Annotated in this window: 17 protein-coding genes; 7 read left to right on the top strand and 10 right to left on the bottom strand. The window is 40.7% G+C overall.

Annotation, left to right across the window (positions count from 1 at the left end; translation table 11 throughout):
* Nucleotides 1-152: 152 nt before the first annotated feature.
* Both VMX18_00655 and thpR read right to left on the bottom strand, forming a co-directional pair.
* Nucleotides 153-1,361: a WecB/TagA/CpsF family glycosyltransferase gene (locus VMX18_00655; GenBank protein HUT21899.1), complete on the bottom strand. Its 1,209-nt coding sequence runs from the start codon at nucleotides 1,359-1,361 to the stop codon at nucleotides 153-155.
* The gene (gene thpR / locus VMX18_00650) at nucleotides 1,358-1,897 is read right to left on the bottom strand and encodes an RNA 2',3'-cyclic phosphodiesterase (GenBank protein ID HUT21898.1); all 540 of its coding nucleotides are present in this window, start codon (nucleotides 1,895-1,897) and stop codon (nucleotides 1,358-1,360) included. The genes VMX18_00655 and thpR overlap by 4 nt, the downstream gene beginning before the upstream one ends.
* A gap of 136 nt (nucleotides 1,898-2,033) precedes the next feature.
* Between thpR and amrS the strand changes: the two genes are divergently transcribed.
* The 7 genes from amrS to fmt all read left to right on the top strand — a co-directional run bounded on the left by amrS (nucleotide 2,034) and on the right by fmt (nucleotide 11,818).
* Entirely contained in the window at nucleotides 2,034-3,041 is a 1,008-nt protein-coding gene (gene amrS, locus VMX18_00645) for an AmmeMemoRadiSam system radical SAM enzyme (protein HUT21897.1), read from the top strand.
* Between the two features lie 226 nt (nucleotides 3,042-3,267).
* Nucleotides 3,268-5,898: an ATP-dependent chaperone ClpB gene (gene clpB, locus VMX18_00640; protein ID HUT21896.1), complete on the top strand. Its 2,631-nt coding sequence runs from the start codon at nucleotides 3,268-3,270 to the stop codon at nucleotides 5,896-5,898.
* A 185-nt stretch (nucleotides 5,899-6,083) separates the two neighbouring features.
* On the top strand, nucleotides 6,084-7,460 hold the full coding sequence (locus VMX18_00635) for a hypothetical protein (protein HUT21895.1): 1,377 nt from the start codon (nucleotides 6,084-6,086) through the stop codon (nucleotides 7,458-7,460).
* A gap of 6 nt (nucleotides 7,461-7,466) precedes the next feature.
* Entirely contained in the window at nucleotides 7,467-8,258 is a 792-nt protein-coding gene (gene amrB, locus VMX18_00630) for an AmmeMemoRadiSam system protein B (protein ID HUT21894.1), read from the top strand.
* Nucleotides 8,259-8,420: 162 nt separating this feature from the next.
* Nucleotides 8,421-10,265 carry a hypothetical protein gene (locus VMX18_00625; GenBank protein ID HUT21893.1) on the top strand — a complete coding sequence of 615 codons (1,845 nt, stop codon included), beginning with the start codon at nucleotides 8,421-8,423 and terminating at the stop codon, nucleotides 10,263-10,265.
* An 80-nt stretch (nucleotides 10,266-10,345) separates the two neighbouring features.
* Complete coding sequence (gene def / locus VMX18_00620) at nucleotides 10,346-10,795, top strand: peptide deformylase (GenBank protein HUT21892.1); 450 nt, start codon at nucleotides 10,346-10,348, stop codon at nucleotides 10,793-10,795.
* A gap of 93 nt (nucleotides 10,796-10,888) precedes the next feature.
* On the top strand, nucleotides 10,889-11,818 hold the full coding sequence (gene fmt, locus VMX18_00615) for a methionyl-tRNA formyltransferase (GenBank protein HUT21891.1): 930 nt from the start codon (nucleotides 10,889-10,891) through the stop codon (nucleotides 11,816-11,818).
* 301 nt (nucleotides 11,819-12,119) lie between these two features.
* On the opposite strand, the gene VMX18_00610 is transcribed toward fmt, so the two are convergent.
* From VMX18_00610 to VMX18_00575, 8 genes are all read right to left on the bottom strand, one after another.
* A complete protein-coding gene (locus tag VMX18_00610) occupies nucleotides 12,120-12,266 on the bottom strand; it encodes a hypothetical protein (GenBank protein ID HUT21890.1) in 147 nt (48 codons plus the stop codon).
* Complete coding sequence (locus VMX18_00605) at nucleotides 12,259-12,483, bottom strand: hypothetical protein (protein ID HUT21889.1); 225 nt, start codon at nucleotides 12,481-12,483, stop codon at nucleotides 12,259-12,261. The genes VMX18_00610 and VMX18_00605 overlap by 8 nt, the downstream gene beginning before the upstream one ends.
* Nucleotides 12,484-12,613: 130 nt before the next feature.
* The gene (locus VMX18_00600) at nucleotides 12,614-14,122 is read right to left on the bottom strand and encodes a hypothetical protein (GenBank protein HUT21888.1); all 1,509 of its coding nucleotides are present in this window, start codon (nucleotides 14,120-14,122) and stop codon (nucleotides 12,614-12,616) included.
* Between the two features lie 137 nt (nucleotides 14,123-14,259).
* Nucleotides 14,260-15,150: a glycosyltransferase family 2 protein gene (locus VMX18_00595; GenBank protein ID HUT21887.1), complete on the bottom strand. Its 891-nt coding sequence runs from the start codon at nucleotides 15,148-15,150 to the stop codon at nucleotides 14,260-14,262.
* A complete protein-coding gene (locus VMX18_00590; GenBank protein ID HUT21886.1) occupies nucleotides 15,147-16,307 on the bottom strand; it encodes a glycosyltransferase in 1,161 nt (386 codons plus the stop codon). Before VMX18_00590 ends, VMX18_00595 begins: the two co-directional genes overlap by 4 nt.
* 62 nt (nucleotides 16,308-16,369) lie before the next feature.
* Nucleotides 16,370-17,347 (bottom strand): HD domain-containing protein, encoded by a 978-nt coding sequence (locus VMX18_00585; protein ID HUT21885.1) that lies wholly within the window; start codon nucleotides 17,345-17,347, stop codon nucleotides 16,370-16,372.
* Nucleotides 17,348-17,619: 272 nt separating this feature from the next.
* Nucleotides 17,620-18,171, bottom strand: a complete 552-nt coding sequence (amrA, locus tag VMX18_00580) for an AmmeMemoRadiSam system protein A (GenBank protein ID HUT21884.1) — start codon at nucleotides 18,169-18,171, stop codon at nucleotides 17,620-17,622.
* Nucleotides 18,172-18,215: 44 nt separating this feature from the next.
* Nucleotides 18,216-18,677 carry a TrmH family RNA methyltransferase gene (locus VMX18_00575; GenBank protein ID HUT21883.1) on the bottom strand — a complete coding sequence of 154 codons (462 nt, stop codon included), beginning with the start codon at nucleotides 18,675-18,677 and terminating at the stop codon, nucleotides 18,216-18,218.
* Between the last annotated feature and the right edge of the window lie 45 nt (nucleotides 18,678-18,722).

The following is an 18,722-nucleotide window of genomic DNA, read 5'->3' as shown; positions in this document are numbered from 1 at the left end:
GTATTTTAAAAAAGTTACAAATTACATTCTTCCGGTTAGCTTCTATGCGGTTGTTGCGAAGTACGTTCATTTATAGCTTTATGCCTGAGAAGATTGTAATTTGTAACAAATAACCTGAAAGCCTAAAAGATGACTGTAATTCGTAACGAATTTTAAATTTTATCAAAGATTTTTTTAATCGTTTCTTGCCTCACTTTGGCCAGCACCTTGAAAATATTTTCTTTCTTGACCCACTGTATTTTCTGAGCTTCATCCGAGCGCCTGAATTTGAAATCATTTTCCTCGCCCATAAATCTCCATTGCGCGAATTTTTGTTTCTGGCCTTTGTATGGCTGTTTTAATCTCGCCCAGTCGGGCCAGTCATACTTGTATTCATCGGGCAGGATTTTTATCAATTCGATTTTATCTTCGGGCAAACCCAATTCTTCATTCAATTCTCTTTTGCCCGCTGAGCGCAAATCCTCGTTTTTTTCCACCCCGCCTTGAGGCAATGTCCAGTAATTGAATCTGGGATTAAGCATCAATAAAATTTCATTGTTTTTATTGTAGATAATGTTGAGCAGATTCGGTCTATATTTGCAGAGCCAGCCTATTCTCCATTTTAAGCAGATCAGTGGAAAAACAATTACGGCGTTTAGAATTCTTTTGATTCGTTTGGGCTGTTTCAGCAATCTGAAAAGCCATTCCAGACCGATTTTTCTCAGCCAGCTTGGAGACCTTTTTACTTTGGCGGCCATAAAGTCAAATGTTCCACCCACTCCCATGGCCAGTTTGACGGTTTTGAGCTTCAATAAATTTTGATCGATCCAATAAACTTGCTTGGCCGCGTCAAAAGCCACGAAAACAATATCTGCTTGAGCCTTATTTATAAAATCCAAGACTTTATTGTTTTTATTGATATCATAAGCAATGCTTCCGCGCTGATATTTTATTTCAATCCCCTCGCCCGCGCCCACGATGTTGATGTTTGGCAGTTGCTGTTTAATGTTTTTCGCCGCTGTTTTGGCCACCTTGCCGGCTCCGCCGAGCAGCATAACTCGATAACCGTTTTGACTGGCTATGTTTAAGATATCCCAAGTTAAATCCACGCCGGTCAGGCGATTGGGAATTTTTTGACCCAAAATGGCCGCGCCAACCTTAAGGCCGAAGCCATCCGCGATATTGATGTCTGCAAAATTCAACAATTTTTTGAATTTATGATCTCTGTTCGCCAGCAAGCAGATTTCCGGATTAGGTGTATAAATTTTATGCCCGGTCTTTGATTTTAAAAATTCTCCGATCTTAAATAATATTTCGCTTTTATTATCGAGGGAAATATTTACGCCCAAAATCGTGGAAATATTTTTATCGTATTTTTTCATAAATTAAATTGTGCCAGCTTGGTGTGAATGGGGCCTTCTTCGGTCAAATCGCTGCAATATAAATTGAAATTCCGAACAGTAAACCCGTTAATTTTACTAATAGTTATTTCCTTAAACTCCCCGTTCAAATATTTTATTCGGCCTAATGTAAGGTGGGGAGAAAAATCCTTTTTTTCATACTCAATCCCCTCTTTGTCCAGCCCGGCCTTGATGGACTCATTGATTTTTTTAAGTTCATGGTCGCCTTTTATGATTGATAATTTAATAATGTTAGGATTGGTCTTATTCGGGAAATAGCTCGGCCTGAAGTCAAATTCAATATCAAACGGCGCGAATTTTATGTTGCTCAAAGATTGTTTGACCGCTTCAAGTCGATCATACTCCACTTCGCCGATAAATTGCATGGTCAGATGCATATTGTCGGGCGATGTCCATTTTATCCGGTTTTCAGTATTCAAAGACTTTAATTCCTTCACCATGGCGAAAATTTGATTTTTTACATTTTGAGGTATTTCAATCGCCAAGAAGCAACGCATATTCGTCTATTTCAATTATATCTCAATTTTGATATAATATTATTGTATTTAATTATATCCTAAATCAGCGCCAGTGTAAATATAAGTAAAATTACGATGTTTGTGAATATTGTAATTCGTAACGTCTTTATAATTTATGAAGGAAGCCATTAATTGGGAGAACTCAAAAGAACACTCCATAAAATGTTTCAATTGCTTGCAAGGTTGTTTAATCAATCCTGGCCAAAAAGGCTTGTGTCAGGTCAGGCAAAATATTGACGGCATTCTTTTCAGTTTGAATTACGGCAAATTGATTTCGCAAAATGTTGATCCTATAGAGAAAAAGCCGCTGTTTCATTTTTTGCCCGGATCTCTCTCTTACTCGATAGCCAGCGTGGGCTGTAATTTTAGATGTCTGCATTGTCAAAATTATTCAATATCTCAAGTTTCTCCGCTCGATGAAATTCCCGGAGAAGACGTGGCTCCTTGGCAAGTGGTCAATTCCGCAAAAAGCCTGAATTGTAAAAGCATCGCTTACACTTACACCGAGCCGACGATTTACGTCGAGTACGCGCTGGAAGTTATGAAACAAGCCAAAAAAGAGGGACTGTTCAATGTTTGGGTATCAAACGGGTATTTCACCAAGGAAACGTTTGAATTGATTGAACCGTATTTGGACGCCATAAACATTGATTTGAAATTTTTTACGGAAGATAATTATAACAAAATCTGCGGAGCCAAGTTCAAACATGTCAAAGACTCGCTGATCAGAGTGTCCAAATCCAAAGTTCATTTGGAAGTTACCACTTTGCTCATCCCTGGCTTAAACGACTCGGACGAAGAGGTTTCCAAGATGGCCAAATTCATCCGTTTTGATTTGGGCAGTGACACCCCTTGGCACCTGACCGCTTTTTGTCCGGAATACAAATTGGATTCATTGCCACCGACGCCGGAAAGCTCGATCGAAAACGCCATTCGCATCGCCAAGGATAATGATTTGAGTTTTGTTTATGCGGGCAATTTAAAAACTTCAAAATACGAAGACACTTATTGCACCGAATGCGGAGAGCTTTTGATTTTGCGCCGCGGGTATATTATTGAAGAAAAGTATCGAAATAACAAAGTTTGTCCAAAATGCGGGATAGAACTGCCGTTTGTTTTATAAAAAGAAGTATCGGTCTCCCCATGTTTGATGATTCATGTTACGTGTTATGTGACGCATGCCTTGACAGGCATTTTTTATTTGGTACAATATATTAGCAGTCATGTATCAAGAGTGCTAAATACTATATAATTTGTGACAAAATCGACGATCGCATACTATTTGTAACCATTCGTAACGAAAAACCACAACCAAGCTTGTCCTACTCGAAATAATTATTTGTAACCTTATGAATATCAACAAATTCACCATAAAATCTCAGGAGGCGCTTCAAAACGCCCAAAATGCGGCTTTCGAATACAAGAATCCTCAATTGGACGTCCTGCATCTTTTGTATGCTTTACTTAAGCAAAACGACAGTATTGTTTTGACGGTCATAAAAAAATTGGATAAAAACGTTAACGCCATCATCGCTTCGACCGAAAACGCGCTCAGGGCCCTGCCGAAAGGCCAAACGGCGAACGAAGCCGGGCAATTGCTGGTCTCCCCCGCTTTCAATTACGTTCTGGGCAATTCGGAAAAGATGGCGGAAAGTCTGGGTGATGAATTCATCAGCACCGAGCATTTGTTTTTGACACTGATCAACGTGGATAGCGACGCGCAAAAAATATTGTTTGAAAATGAAATTTCATACGAGCAAGTATTGAAAATATTATCCGAGGTGCGGGGCAAGCAAAAGGTCACTGATCAAGAACCGGAAAATAAATACCAAGCTTTGGAAAAATACACCGTTAATTTAACTCAGCTGGCGAGAGAAGAAAAATTGGATCCGGTTATCGGCAGAAATGACGAAATCAGACGAGTGCTGCAAGTTTTATCCAGAAGAACGAAAAACAATCCGGTATTGATCGGCGAGCCCGGCACGGGTAAAACGGCCATTGCCGAAGGATTGGCTCAACGAATCGTCTCAGGCGATGTGCCGGAAAATTTGGCCAATAAAGAACTCATCGCTCTTGACTTGGGCAGTTTGATCGCGGGTTCCAAATTTCGCGGCGAATTCGAAGACCGGTTGAAAGCGGTTTTGAAAGAAATTCACAATAATAAAGATAAATTCATCGTTTTTATCGATGAACTCCACACCATTGTCGGCGCCGGAGCCACGGAAGGAGCCATGGACGCTTCAAATTTGCTAAAGCCCGCCTTGGCCAGAGGCGAATTGCGCTGCGTCGGCGCCACGACCATCAAAGAATATCGAAAATATATTGAAAAAGACGCGGCGCTGGAAAGAAGATTTCAGCCCGTCTTGGTTTCCGAGCCGTCGAGCGAAGACGCCATCTCCATTTTAAGAGGCATCAAAGAAAAATATGAAGTCCATCACGGCGTGCGAATCACTGACGACGCCATTGTTTCGGCCGTGGCCTTGTCTCAACGATACATTTCAGACAGATTTTTGCCTGATAAGGCCATTGATTTGATTGACGAAGCCACTTCCGCGCTTAGAATTGAAATTAACAGCATGCCTGACGAATTGGATCAATTGCAAAGAAAGATTAAAACCTTGGAGATCGAAAAGCAGGCTTTAAGCAAGGAAAAAAACGAAGACTCCGTTGCCAAATTGGCTGAACTTGAAAAGCAATTGGCGGGATTGAAGGAATCTTCCAATCAGCTGGAAATTCATTGGAAAAAAGAAAAGGAAATCATTTCCAAAATTCAGGAAGCCAGCAAAGAAATTGAAAAATTAAAACAAGAAGCGGAGATTTTGGAAAGAAAGTCCGAATACGACAAGGTGGCCGAGATCAGATACGGCAAAATACCCGAACTCGAAAAGGAAATCTTGGCTCAAAAAGAAGCGTTGGCTAAATTCCAGACCGGCCCCGGCGGCAAGCAAATATTGAAAGAAGAGGTCACTGCCGAGGATATTGCCGCGGTGGTTTCGAAATGGACCGGCATTCCCGTTACCAAAATGCTTCAATCCGAAATAGAAAAATTGGCGGATGCGGAAATGGAATTGCAAAAAAGAGTTATCGGGCAAACAAAAGCCGTGGGCGCCGTAGCCAACGCCTTGCGACGTTCGCGAGCCGGCTTGTCCGAAGAGTCTCGACCAATAGGCTCGTTCATCTTTTTGGGTCCGACGGGCGTGGGTAAAACCGAATTGGCCAAGGCTTTGGCGGAATTCATGTTCAATGACGAAAACGCCATGATCAGAATCGATATGTCCGAATACATGGAGCGGCACTCGGTGGCCAAATTCATCGGCTCCCCTCCGGGCTATGTCGGACACGAGGAAGGCGGACAATTGACCGAAGCGGTCAGAAGAAAACCGTATTCCGTGGTTTTGTTCGACGAAATCGAGAAAGCTCATCCGGAAGTGTTCAATTCCCTTTTGCAATTGTTAGATGACGGCAGATTGACCGATTCTCGAGGTCGAGTGGTTAATTTTAAAAATACGGTTATTATAATGACTTCAAATATCGGCAGTGATTTGATTTTGCAAATGGCGCAGCGCGGAGAAATAGGCTTTGCCGAAGCGAATAACAAAGCCTCATCGAGAGATAATATGAAAAATAAAGTATTGGATTTACTGAAAGAAAGATTCAAACCGGAATTTTTAAATAGAGTTGATGATATTATTGTCTTTGAAAGCTTATCTAAAAGCGATTTGGCATCGATCGTTGAACTTCAGTTGGTTAAAATAAAGGAAAGATTGGCCAAAAAACAGATCATTATAGAATTTACGAATAAATTAAAGGAGTTTTTGACACGAAAAGGTTTTGATCCCGCTTATGGAGCTCGACCGCTTAAAAGAGTTATTCAAAATGAGATTTTGGATGAATTGGCCATGCGCATTGTTACCAATAAAATCAATGAACAAAAAACCGTTACGGCTGATTTTAGCGATGGCAAAATCAATTTTTCATAAAAACCGTGGTCGCGCGTTCGCGCGCGTAGGAACAGGGCAATTGTTCCTACGCCGGCGACGATGTCGCCGACCGCGGTTTTTGTAATTATTGATAATGGTCGGCGTCTTCATCTTTATACGCTTTGCATTATCGCAAGCTATCCACTATAATGTTAAATATGACAAATAACTTCATCAAAATAAATATGGCCAAAAAAATCTTGTTTTATGTCGCTGTTTGCGGTTTATTATTATCCCCCGCTTTTGGTGTTGCCAAGGCGGCGGAATTCGATCCGGGACTGATTATTTCGGATTTCGAGCTTTTTAATGATTCGGCCATGGACGAGAAAAACGTCAGATTGTTTTTGATGTCTCAGCCGGGCAAATTAAAAGACATGATTTTTGAAGACATTGATGGCGAGGTCAAGGATGCGGCGCAAATCATCTATTTGGCGGCCAAAAGATACGGAGTGAATCCGAAGTATTTGATGGTTGTTTTGCAAAAAGAACAAAGTTTGTTGGAAGATCCGGATCCGTCGGAAAATCAATTGGCTTGGGCGACAGGATATGCGGTTTGCGATTCATGTTCCAAAGACGATCCGGCCATTCAAAAATTCAAAGGATTTGCCAAACAAGTCGATTGCGCGGCCGGCGCCATGAAATATTACACGGAAAATTCCCACAAATTTTTGTTTCAAAAAGGCGGCACTTATCAAATCGACGATGAAGATGTCACCATTTACAATCAGGCGACGGCCAATCTCTATATTTACACGCCGCACCTGCACGGCAATTATAATTTTTGGAAGTTATGGAATAGATATTTTATTCAAAAATATCCGGACGGATCAATTGTGCGAGCTGACGGCGAAAAAGGCGTATGGCTGATCCGAAACGGCGAGAAAAAACCATTTGATTCTTGGGGCGCCTTAGTTTCAAGATATAATCCGGAAAATATTTTAATCGTTGATAAAAATTCTTTGAGTCAGTATCCCGCCGGCGCAGTGATAAAATACGCTCAATACTCGCTTTTGTCCGATCCTGATGGAACTATTTATCTTTTGTCCGACGATAAGCTCAGAAAAGTCGAAAGCAAAGATGTTTTCAAAACCATAGGTTTCAATTTGGAAGAAATCATTGAAATAACAAAAGCTGAAGCCGAATCCTATCCGGCCGGCGAACCCATCACCATGAACACGGCCTATCCGGCCGGAGCCCTGTTGCAGGACAATCAGACCGGAGGAGTATATTTCGTTCAAAACGGCATTAAATATCCGATCATCAATAAATATTTACTGGAAATCAATTACGCGGGGCAATCGTTGAGGCAAGTAACCTCGGACGAATTGGCCAAATACACCAGAGGCGAGCCCATTTCGATGCGCGACGGTGCTTTGATTAAATCCTACGACGCTCCCAATGTTTATGTCATTTCCAACGGCAAAAAGTGCTTAATTGATAACGAGCAGGTTTTTGACGCCATCGGCTACAAATGGACAAACATTAAAGTCATTGATCCATCTACTATTGTAAATATAGAGAACGGCGCCGAAATCACTTTAAATTACACGGAAACCGAATAAAACATTATGCCATTAGTTTTCGCTTCAATCGTCCCCCATCCGCCGATTATTATTCCCAGCATCGGCAAGGATAATATTAATAAGGTGGAAAAAACAATCGTTTCGCTTAAAGAACTGAATAAGGATTTGATCGCGGCGAACCCGGAAATCATTATTGTCATATCACCGCACGGAGAATTTTTCGCTGACGCTTTCAATATCAATACCAACGCCGAATACTCGGCTGATTTTGAGCAGTTTGGCGACTTTCAAACCAAATTCAAGTATAAACCCGACTTAGAATTCATCAATCGTTTCAAAGAACAGGTGGAAACGGATTTGCCTATTTTCCTAAGTCAACATCAGAATTTGGATCATGGCAGTTCGGTACCTCTTTATTATTTGGCGGCCGGACTTGAAAAAGTAAAAATAGTGCCGATTAATTATTGCCTTTTGAGTTATCAGCGTCACATTGAATTCGGCAAAGCGTTAAAAGAAGCCATATTCAATTCGGATAAAAGAATCGCTATCGTGGCGTCCGGAGATTTGTCTCATCGATTGAGTAAAGACGCTCCGGCGGGCTTTTCCAAACGCGGCAAGGAATTCGATAAAAAGTTGATCCAATTGCTCAAAGCCCAAAAACCGGAAAACATTGTCAATATGGATAAAGATTTGATCGAGGAAGCCGGAGAATGCGGCTTGAGATCAATTTTGATTTTGCTGGGAGTGGTGAAAAATATGAATTATGAATTCGAAGTCTTATCATATGAAGCGCCTTTTGGCGTCGGGTATTTGGTTGGACAATTTGTCTTTAAATAATTTCCAATAACATCAAATCGTCGCTGCCGCGGCGTTTTTTTTGTCGGCAGCGGATAACGACGTTGCCATTGCGGGGGGTGAAATATTATTCCGCCTCTACGCGCGTGAACGCGAGCAATCCGCGCCCTGTTTATTTTATCCGTTCCTTGATAAAATACGGGTATGAACAAAACAGCTAAAATTATACCGCTGAAAAAATTACCCAGAAAACTGGAGGCTTTTGATTATATTGTGCCTGAAAATTTGATTTCGGTCTGTAATCCCGGCGCCATTGTTTCCATAATATTCAAAAACAGCAAGATGCTGGGTTTGGTCGCCGAAGTGTTTGATCAGCGCGGCCCTTCAAAATACAAATTAAAGGAAGTGTTAGCGATTGAGGACTCTGAGTTGATCTCCGAATATCAGATAAAATTCATAAAATGGTTCAGCGAATACTATCATTATTCTTTGGCTTCGTCCGTTAAATTGATTTTGCCGGATTTTCCGAAAAAACGAGGAGAATACGGAAAAAAGGAAGGTTTGGAAACCGGAAAAAAGATCGAATCGACCGGCAAGTCTTTGAACTTGGCCAAAACGATATTTTCGGGGAAAGAAAAGGGCTGTTTACTGATAAATAACAATACGCGTCTGATGACCGAGTTTTACGCCGATCTGGCCGCGCTGCGAACCAAATCCAAGCGTCAGATATTGTTTCTTTTTCCGACCGTGGCTGAAATTTCCAAGTTTTACGATCTCTTGCCTCCGGAGGTTAAAAAAGTCGCGGTGATTTTAGACAGCAAGGCCTACAAAACCAGTAAAAACAAATATTTGGAATATTATCGGTTGGTCGCGGATAACCAATTCAAAGTGCTTATCGGCACGCGCTCCGCCTTGTTTTTTAACCTGAAAAACGTTGCGGAAATAGTGATTGATCGCGCCGAAGCGGATGATTACAAGCAATGGGATCAAAGTCCCAGATATCAAGCGAGCGAGCTCGCGTTTAAGCTCGCAGAGTTTTTGCCGGCCAAGCTGATTGTGTCCGGTTTCGCGCCCAAAGTTGAGGATTATTATCGCTGCGCGCAAGAAAAATTCAAAATGATATCAATAGGCCAAACAATGCCTGAAAAAAATATACAGCGCGTGGTTTTTTCAAGCGGCGGGGAAAATTATTATTTGACGGACAACTTGGATCAATTCATTAAAAAAGGTATTGAAAAAAAAGAAAAGATCTTACTTTTGGTCAACAAGAGAGGAGTGGCCGGCTCGCTTATTTGCAAAGATTGCGAAAAAATCATTGAATGCGAAAACTGCAAATTGCCCCTGACCGTTTATCCGGGAAATAAATTATTTTGCCATCATTGTTTGAAATATTTTGAAATGCCGGTAAATTGCTCTAATTGCGGCGGGGTGAATCTTTTCTCCTCTGGCATCGGCGAAGCCGGATTCAGCGAATTCATAAAAAAGAAATACGCTTACCCGGATATTACCGTCGGGCTGCCCTCGTTGATTGATGATGATAGAATATATGATCGAGCCGCTTTGGCCTATTTTGACAGTTTGTTTTATTTGCCCGATTTTTCATATTCAGGGAAAATTTTCGGGGATCTTCGAAAAACGGTGGCCATGCTTTATTCACAAAATAATAATTTGAAATTTTTGATTCAGAGCAATTTTTTGAATAATTTCGCGGTCTGCGATTTTTTATTATCCCCGATCGAATTTTACAAAAAGGAATTATTTGTAAGAAAACAGTTCAAATATCCCCCTTATTTTTCGCTGTTCAAAATTATTGTTCGGGATAAATCAGAAATTGCCGCACAAAAAAAAGCCGATGATATTTACGAAAAAATCAAAGAAATCGCGGGCCTTGAAATTTCTCCCCCCTATCCCGCTTATACCAAAAAAATCAGGGATTATTACGTATGGCAAATGGCTGTGAAGTTATTGAAAAATGAAGCCGAAAACGAATTTATCTCCAATTTGAGCGATGATGTTATAATTGACAAAAACCCTTTGAATCTGTTATAATATAATTTGAATTTACAAGATTACAGATGAATATACCAGATTATACAGATTAACTCACCAATATTTACCTCGTATATTTTATGATACTATATATAGTCAAACATCCAAACGACATATTAAGGGCGAAAAATGAGGAGATCAGCCCTGAATTTATAAAAACCGATGAATTTCACCGGCTTATTTCAGATATGAAAGAAACTATGTTGAAACGAGATGGTGTTGGGTTGGCCGCTCCGCAAATAGGCAAAAACATTCAAGTTTGTTTGATCAATACCGAGGATGGTGTTTTGGTTTTGATAAATCCCAAAATAATCAAAAGAAGTTTTCGAAAATCAATTGACGAAGAGGGATGCCTTAGCATTCCGGGCGTTTTCGGGAAAGTTAAGAGGCATAAACAAATAAAAGTCAAAACATTGACCTTGAAAGGCGAGCCGCTTGAAATTAACGCCGAGGGCATGTTCGCCAGAGTGATTCAGCATGAGGTGGATCATTTAAATGGCATTTTGTTTATTGATAAAATGGTTAAATAAGAGGATGCAAGAATATAGGTTTGGCTATCCAATATTTTCATAGCCTGAGAAGATTGTAATTCGTAACAGCTAATTTAAGAGTATAATGGAAGTATGAACAACATAAAAGTAATTTTCTTCGGCACGCCCGATTTTGCCATCCCGACTCTTCGAGCGCTGGCTGAGAATTTCTCAATCGAAGCGGTCGTTACGCAACCTGATAAACCAAAGGGCAGAAATAAAATATTATCGGCTTCGCCGATCAAAGAATACGCGCAAGCGCGTGATTTTTTAATTTTACAGCCGGAAAAGTTGGATAAAAATTTCATTGATGAATTGAAAAAAATACAACCCGATCTCGGCGTGGTGGTGGCTTTCGGCAAAATTTTACCCAAGGAAATTTTGGATCTGCCAAAACATGGCTGTTTGAATATTCACGCTTCCCTACTCCCCAAATACCGCGGCGCCGCGCCCATTCAGGCCGCTTTGCTCAACGGAGACAAGGAAACAGGGGTTACTATTATGAAAATGGACGCCGGTCTGGATACGGGAGATATTATTTCTCAGAACAAATCGCAAATCAAAAAGAGCGATAATTTTCAAACGCTTCATGACCGCTTGTCCGTGCTCGGCGCCGAACTCATGTCTAAAACCATTTCTAATTATCTGTCAGGTCAAATCAATCCGCAAAAACAAGATGATTCGGCGGCTTCTTACTTTCCCACCATCACCAAAGGCCAAGGCCGTATTGTCTGGCAAAGTTCCGCCGAGCATATTTTTAATCAAATTAGAGCGTTTACTCCCTGGCCGGGCGCTTTTACTTTTTTTAACGATAAAAAATTGGATATATTGTCGGCTGATGTCGCCGAATGCGGTGAAGCTAAACCGGTCGGCTCGGTTTTTAAACATGACGATAGGATTTTGGTTCAATGCGAAAACGGGTGCTTGGAAATCAAAAAAGTTAAGTTGGAAGGGAAAAAAGAAGTAGGTGCCAATGATTTTATCAACGGACATCCGGAATTCATAGGATTAAAATTACAATAAAAACGCGAAGTAGATTCACTTCACGTTTGTCGCGCCTTTATGGCAGGCGGACTCTTTGGGGCGTGATCAGCGCCACGTGGATAAAGTTTTAGTGAGGAGTTCGATGATCACCAAGATGATCAACAAAGTGATCAGGAACACTGGGAAGTACCGGTACGCCTTAGGACTGTTTTCGGGCATAGCTTTCATGGCACTAGCTCCTCACCGCGAAGGGGTTCCTCCTCCCCTAAATATACACAAGCCTTAGCTCGCTGTCAAGAATTCAAAAACGCGAACCAGATTCAGTCCGCGCTTGGGATATTCACTTTCTCGGACAACCTTGCGAGGTGCTTTTTTTCGCTCCAGTCGCAAACAGAAAGTAGATGCAGCAGTACGCGATGATCAAGCCGCCGAAGCCCACGAGGAGCGCGGCCTGCTTGTCATTGAGAAACCAAAGGATATCAAGCATTTTTCTCCCCGTCTCCCCCCAATTCCGTGATTGGAGTCGGTTCATCAGTACTGGGTGGGTCGCTGTTTCTTCTGAGCTCCTCCAGGTACCGCAGTTCTCGTCGAATCAGGACTCCTCTCACGACGAGGTAGATGACGACAACGAAGATGGCCAGCGCAATGGCCACCAGCATGCCTTCTCTGTTGAGCGCGGTTCCCGACGGATCAATGTCCCACATGTGACACCTCCTTTTTTGCGATCGGAGATTAAATATAGCATTTTGAATGAAATTGTCAATATTAAAAGAGGAATAAGTGATTCCCCTCTTATTTCCTCACGACCCCGATGCCGGGATAGAGAGACAGCGATTATTTTTGTGATGAGGTTGAAACGACAGGTATTGGTAAAATTTCAAACCAAATCCCAATCAAAATTAAATACCCGATTCCAAGAGGATGGTTAAGGTATGGACTGAACATATGCGTTGCCATCAGAGCCAGTAGGCCGAAGATCAAGCCCAAAATCAGCGGCCGCTCAAATTCCTTCACCGCGTTTTTAGCGGCAAACCAACCCAATCGCCATATTTTATAAATATAAAGCAGATAAATGACCAATCCGGCCAGACCGAATTTCAAGATTTGATCAAGGTAGCCCCATTCAAAAGCGAAAGTCGTGTATTTGCCATCCGGAAATTCGGACAAAAGCCTGGGATCCGAAGTAATGTAAGTGACTGTTTGACCGAAGCCCGAGCCGATGATTGGATGTCCGGCAATGGCCAGACCGAGCTCGGGCAGTTGGCTCCAACGACTGGAAACCGCGGCTTCGTCGCTGATTTGAAACCTGTGCCGCAAAGCGTCAAGGTCAACTTTTACCGGCGGTATCGGAAATTTGACCACCGCGATGATCAAAAGAACGCTGATTGTCAAAGCGCTGAAAAACCAAGCTTTTATTTTGCTCACTTCTTTGATTTTTAGGCGATATTTAAAAAACATTACCCCGATCAATATAATAAAAGTTCCGGCCGCGGCCACCCAAAAGCTTCGAGACAAGCTGAAAATCACATTTGATAGCGCCGAGGCGGAAATAATAAACAGCCCGATCGCATTCTTAGTTCTTAAATTTTTCAAGGAAATCAGTAATGCAAAAGCGATAAAAAAACCGATTAAGGAGTAAATCTGAGCTTGTGAGAAAACGCGGAAAAAATTGCCCGATAATAAAGTGATTTCTCCAAAGCCGGTGTCCCTGACCCAGTGATAAAGCGGTTCGGCAAAGCTCAGGCCATGCGAGAAGATATAAAGTAAAACGAAACATTTGAGACAAACATGGGCAGTGGCCGCCAGAAAAACTCTCAATAAATTCAAAATTTGAGCTTTTGAGGTGATTAATTGATATAAAATCGGCGCCAAACCTAAATACAAATAGGCGTTTGAGTCAAAGAAAATATCACCGGGGCTTATTTTTCTAATCAAGGCCCAAATGACTCCCCAAAAAATAACAATAAAAATAAGAAAATAATAATTTCTTAATTTGGAATACCAGAAGATGAATCTCCCCTCTTTTTTCAAACAATCCCTAATAATTTTAATCAAACCGATCAAGAAAACAATTAGGAAAATACCAAGCCGAATTGAAATGCCACTTTCTTGAGTTATCGGCCAGGAAAATAAATAACCTTTTGAGCCGATAATCAATTCGGAAATCAATACAATTACACTGAACTCATATTTTATACAGCCCAAAACAGCGGTTAAAAGCAATATTAAAATGAACAAGGGCTTTTCCATGAAGACGTTGAAAAACCCAATAATCGACAAAATTTCAGTAAGAATGAATATTCCCAGGGCGATGTAGAATGTTTTATCGAATAGTTTTGGCATATTTGTTTGTGAATCGTATTGTTTTTTGTCATCTCGAGCGCAGTCGAGAGATCTTCTCCAAACGGACTGGAATGGATTTCTCTATTTCGTTAGCGACGCTCGCTTCAGTTTGTCCCGAGACAAAATGGTTTTTAAACTTATATTTTAGACTGAGTCCTTTGCTTTACCTTGAATATTTGTGTCAACCAAGCTAAAAACAAACTAAATGGCGACAATATCAACAAAATGGAATAAGATAAAAAGCTTTCGTGCTTTTTGAAATAGGTTCGCATTCCCTTATTAAACCTTTTTTGCTTTGATAAACTGGGCACTTGCTCAAAAGACTTGCCCTCAAAATGAATGATTGAAGTGATTGGCGTATAAATATTTTTCAAGCCCGCGGATTTTAATTTTTCGCACAAATCAACATCTTCCCAAGACAACCAATAATCTTCGTCCCAGCCGCCGATTTTTTCAAAAACGTCGCGTTTGATCAGAATGCAAGCGCCCATCAATTGCTCGACTTCGGCTTGCCGATTGTAATCAAAGCCCTTGGCCAAATATCTTTTCAAACTTTTGGTTTTGAAAACATGATGCAATTTCAGCAAAATCAAACTTTGATCCCAAACCTTGGGGAAATTCTTAACGCTCGGCTGGATCGTTTCATCCGCATAAATCAATCGACAGCCAACGGCCCCGACATTTTCTTGAGCTTTCATGAAATTCAACATTTTTTCAGCGGAATCTTCCAAAAATCTCATATCCGGATTTAAAAACCAAACATATTCTCCGCTTGAAGCTTGCCAACCGAGATTATTGCCCTTGGAGAACCCATGATTTTCTTTTTCCGCCAAAATTTTGAGCCGGCTGCCCGCGATTTCATTTTGATATTCGTGTTTTATCGCTTCAACCGAGCCGTCTTTCGAGGCATTATCGACAACAATAACTTCAAAATTAATATCCGCCAAATTAGAAAAAATCGATTTTAGAAAATCGATCAATAAGATTTTAACATTCCAGGAAACCGTGATTATGGATAATTTTTTCATAATTTGTTCTCGACAATATCAATCATTTTGCCGACTTTAAATTTCCAATCTTGCTTTCGCGCAATATTTTTTCTTTTTTCCGCCATTTCGGCGGAGTCCTCTTTTAAGGCCTCATTAACAAATTTGTTGAATTGTTCAAAATCGTCGGCGATGTAAATATCATTTTTATAAACTTCAACGCCCGCGCCGCGAGTCGTTACCACCGGTTTTCCGGCCGCCAAATAGTCATATAATTTCATGGGATCCGTTGATTTGATAAAATTATCGATTTTATGAGGAATAATGCAGACATCGTATTGATTCAAATATGCGGGCAAGTCAGTGTATTTAATCCGGCCGAGCAATTTCACATTGGACAAATTACCCAATTTTTTCTTTATCTCGCCTTTTTTCTCCCGCCAAATCGGTCCGAGTAAAACCAAAATTTTATCAGGATTTTTTTTCGCCAAATAAGCCGCCAAATCAACATCGAACCTGTTTTGGATCGTGCCGCTATAACCGATGATTTTTTTATTTCCTTCCTTGATTTCCGGCAAGTTTTCCGATAAATTGAAATTATCGAAAAATTCGGCATCGACCCCGTTCGCTATCTGCGTAAGGTTATCGTCTCTGCCCATTTTTTTATAAAAATCGATCAATTCTTTGGAAACGGTAAAAATGCTGTCGGCTTTGGCGGCCACTCGTTCGTAATTTTTTATCAATTTTTTCTTGCTCATCAATTTCAGATAACCTTTGTGTTCCGTCCAATTGTCCACGGTGTCAAAAACAAAGAGATCTCTTTTGATCTTGGTTTCAAATTGCATGAACATCGGGTTATACGACCAGACTACCAAATTTTTAGTCATGGCGAGCTTGCCGAGCAGTCCGCTTATTTCCCGCAGGACGATATTCGGCGAAATCAGCGAGTCAATGGATGAGTACACGTAGATTTTGTCGGATTCGCGGTAGCACATCGAGGTTAAATCTCCGAAAATCAAATTTTTGTTTTTTGATTTGGCCATTAAATTTTTAAAATAATATTTTGGAGCTTGGGAGAGTTTGAGCGGCAAAAAATCAATCGCCAGAATTTTTCCGATTCTCGGATCTTTTTGCAGGTTTTGCAAAATAAAATAATTGCGATTAAAAATGCCTTGCCTCCAATCGCTATATGGAGACATATTAAACATCAAAATATTGATTCGAGAAGTGACGTTCATTTATTTTTTACTAAATTTAAACCTTATATCAGTGAAGTTTGTTCCGGGCCTCGATCATCGCCGATGTACAACTCAGTGTTATCCAATGCGAATATTTTTTCGGAAAATACGCTTGAGGCCTCGACTCCGCGTTCATATTCCTCGGCGGCCACATTAGCCTTTGATGATAATTCATCTATGCGGTACAAAATCACCGCTTCCAGCGACATGGGCAACATCGGACTGCCGAATTCGCGCTTGCCATGATGGCTCAATATTAAATTGTGCAGTTTGTATTTTAAATTATCGGGAAAATTTTTAATCGAATCAATTTTTTTGGCAACGGTTAAAAATCCCAATGGCAAATGCCCGACGAGCTTGCCGCCGATCGTTCTTTTAATGCCGCCGTTTATTTCGAGCTCTTCCATTTTACCGATATCATGCAACAAAACACCGCAAATCAATAAATCATGATCGACTACCGGATAATCCTCGGCGATTAACGAGGCGAGATTGAGCATCTCTGTCACGTGTTCGAGCAAACCTCCCAAATAAGCGTGATGAATTCGTTCGGCGCCAGGAGCTTTTTTGAATTTTTCCTCGAAATTAGAATCACCGAAAAATCCGTCAATCAATTTTTTCAGATATTCGTTTTTTATCGAAAAAATATTTTTTTCCACAATTTTATATAGATCATCAATGTTCTTTTTTGATTTACCCATGAAGTCGGATTCATCATAGTCTTGAGCGATGCTTAACGACTCCACAATTATTTGCTTATTCCCCTTAAATTCCTGCACAGAGCCTGAAACGGATACGATTTGACCGGTTTGCGCTTCATGGCAATCGCTTAAATGATCCGCCCAGACCTTGGCGCTGACCTGGCCCGTTTTATCACCCAAAAGCAAATTCCAATATTCTTTGCCGGCTTGAGTTTTCGATTTATTAACGCTTTTTACGAAAAAAGATTCACCTGATAATTTTTGTCCCAACTCCAAATTTTCCACGAAGTTTATTTTCATACGTTACACGTTACGAATTATTGCGGCTATTATACTAGCCTTAATTTTTGGTTTAATAAATCGTTACTAATGGTTACAAATTTATAAATTCAGTGATCAGTAAATAGTAATGAGTAATTTGTTACTAATTACAATATTCTATTAAGCTTTTAGGTTATCTGTTACGAATTACAAGATTCTCAGGCTTAAAGCTATAGGTGAATGTAATTTGTAAAATATATTAATCGGCCTAACGGATTATTGTAATTCGTAACAATACTCCATGATTCATGTTATGTGTTACATGATCCATGTCCAAACGTCTCCGTCTCATATACGTAAATATCAACATCATTTTTTTTCCAAGCGCCTTCTTCGAGCCCCGCTTTGACGCAAAGACTGGCGTAAAAGTCCTCTTTGTTTTTAAAATGTTTCCAAACATCCGGCAAGTAAGTCGCTTTCCTGCCTCCTCGACGGATTACCACGCCATTGATCCCCTGTTTGACGTGATTAATATTTGTTTTTTGCGGAACGCTCAAAACGGAAATCTCAAGCTTAATGTCCGTCAATTCCTGCTTTTGCAAGGGCATAAATCTGGGATCTTCAAAAGCCGCGCTGACCGCGTTATTTATCACAGCTTGCCAAATCGTCGAAACGGGTTCGATGTAGCCGATACAACCTCTTAATTCACCGTTTTTATAGAGAGTGACGAAAACTCCGTGATTTTCCAATAAAACGGGATTTTGCGTTTCCGGATTAAAATCCGCGCCTTCCAATTGAGCTTCAATGGCGGCTTTGGCCAGTTTCAACAGTTCTTTTTTTTCAAAATCCGATAACGAAAACATATATTACATTATACTAAAAAAATCGAGTTTTTACCACACCCGATTTATACATTGAATTTGAGATAATACGCGAAAATCCCACAGGCCACGGACACGTTTAGGGATTCTTTTTCTCCCATCATGGGCAGATGAACGGTTTTATCCGATTTTTCGAGCAACGCTGCGGACACGCCTTTTACCTCATTACCCAAAATAATAGCCGCCGAAAATTTCGGTTTAAATTTCAAATAATTAAGGCTCTTTTTTGTTTTTTCCAGTGCAATAATTTGATAACCTTGTTTTTTCAAGTCATCAATAAGTCTGCCGGCCTGTTTCTTATATTCCCAGGCTACTTTATTTTCAGCGCCTAGGGCGGTTTTGGCGATTTTCTTTTCATCCTTATCGGGTCGCGGAGTATAGCCGCACAGATAGATTTTTTCAATGCCGGCCGCGTCAGCGGTTCTGAAAATCGAACCGACATTAAACGCGCTTCTGATGTTGGGTAGAATTAAAACAATTTTTTTCATATATCCTGCGTCTCCACCTAATAACCTAATAAGCTACAAGCTACC

It is taken from the genome of Candidatus Bipolaricaulota bacterium (assembly GCA_035528115.1).
In the GTDB taxonomy this organism is placed as follows: Bacteria; Patescibacteriota; Patescibacteriia; order UBA11705; family DATKZF01; genus DATKZF01.
This window is presented reverse-complemented; position numbering and strand designations above follow the sequence as displayed.

What these genes read in the sequence shown, in the direction of transcription:
- thpR (HUT21898.1), bottom strand. Translation starts at nt 1,897, where the DNA reads ATGCGTTGCTTCTTGGCGATTGAAATACCTCAAAATGTAAAAAATCAA.
- VMX18_00655 (HUT21899.1), bottom strand. Translation starts at nt 1,361, where the DNA reads ATGAAAAAATACGATAAAAATATTTCCACGATTTTGGGCGTAAATATT.
- def (HUT21892.1), top strand. Translation starts at nt 10,346, where the DNA reads ATGATACTATATATAGTCAAACATCCAAACGACATATTAAGGGCGAAA.
- amrA (HUT21884.1), bottom strand. Translation starts at nt 18,171, where the DNA reads ATGTTTTCGTTATCGGATTTTGAAAAAAAAGAACTGTTGAAACTGGCC.
- amrB (HUT21894.1), top strand. Translation starts at nt 7,467, where the DNA reads ATGCCATTAGTTTTCGCTTCAATCGTCCCCCATCCGCCGATTATTATT.
- VMX18_00635 (HUT21895.1), top strand. Translation starts at nt 6,084, where the DNA reads ATGGCCAAAAAAATCTTGTTTTATGTCGCTGTTTGCGGTTTATTATTA.
- clpB (HUT21896.1), top strand. Translation starts at nt 3,268, where the DNA reads ATGAATATCAACAAATTCACCATAAAATCTCAGGAGGCGCTTCAAAAC.
- VMX18_00610 (HUT21890.1), bottom strand. Translation starts at nt 12,266, where the DNA reads ATGCTTGATATCCTTTGGTTTCTCAATGACAAGCAGGCCGCGCTCCTC.
- VMX18_00585 (HUT21885.1), bottom strand. Translation starts at nt 17,347, where the DNA reads ATGAAAATAAACTTCGTGGAAAATTTGGAGTTGGGACAAAAATTATCA.
- amrS (HUT21897.1), top strand. Translation starts at nt 2,034, where the DNA reads ATGAAGGAAGCCATTAATTGGGAGAACTCAAAAGAACACTCCATAAAA.
- VMX18_00605 (HUT21889.1), bottom strand. Translation starts at nt 12,483, where the DNA reads ATGTGGGACATTGATCCGTCGGGAACCGCGCTCAACAGAGAAGGCATG.
- VMX18_00625 (HUT21893.1), top strand. Translation starts at nt 8,421, where the DNA reads ATGAACAAAACAGCTAAAATTATACCGCTGAAAAAATTACCCAGAAAA.
- VMX18_00595 (HUT21887.1), bottom strand. Translation starts at nt 15,150, where the DNA reads ATGAAAAAATTATCCATAATCACGGTTTCCTGGAATGTTAAAATCTTA.
- VMX18_00575 (HUT21883.1), bottom strand. Translation starts at nt 18,677, where the DNA reads ATGAAAAAAATTGTTTTAATTCTACCCAACATCAGAAGCGCGTTTAAT.
- fmt (HUT21891.1), top strand. Translation starts at nt 10,889, where the DNA reads ATGAACAACATAAAAGTAATTTTCTTCGGCACGCCCGATTTTGCCATC.
- VMX18_00590 (HUT21886.1), bottom strand. Translation starts at nt 16,307, where the DNA reads ATGTCTCCATATAGCGATTGGAGGCAAGGCATTTTTAATCGCAATTAT.
- VMX18_00600 (HUT21888.1), bottom strand. Translation starts at nt 14,122, where the DNA reads ATGCCAAAACTATTCGATAAAACATTCTACATCGCCCTGGGAATATTC.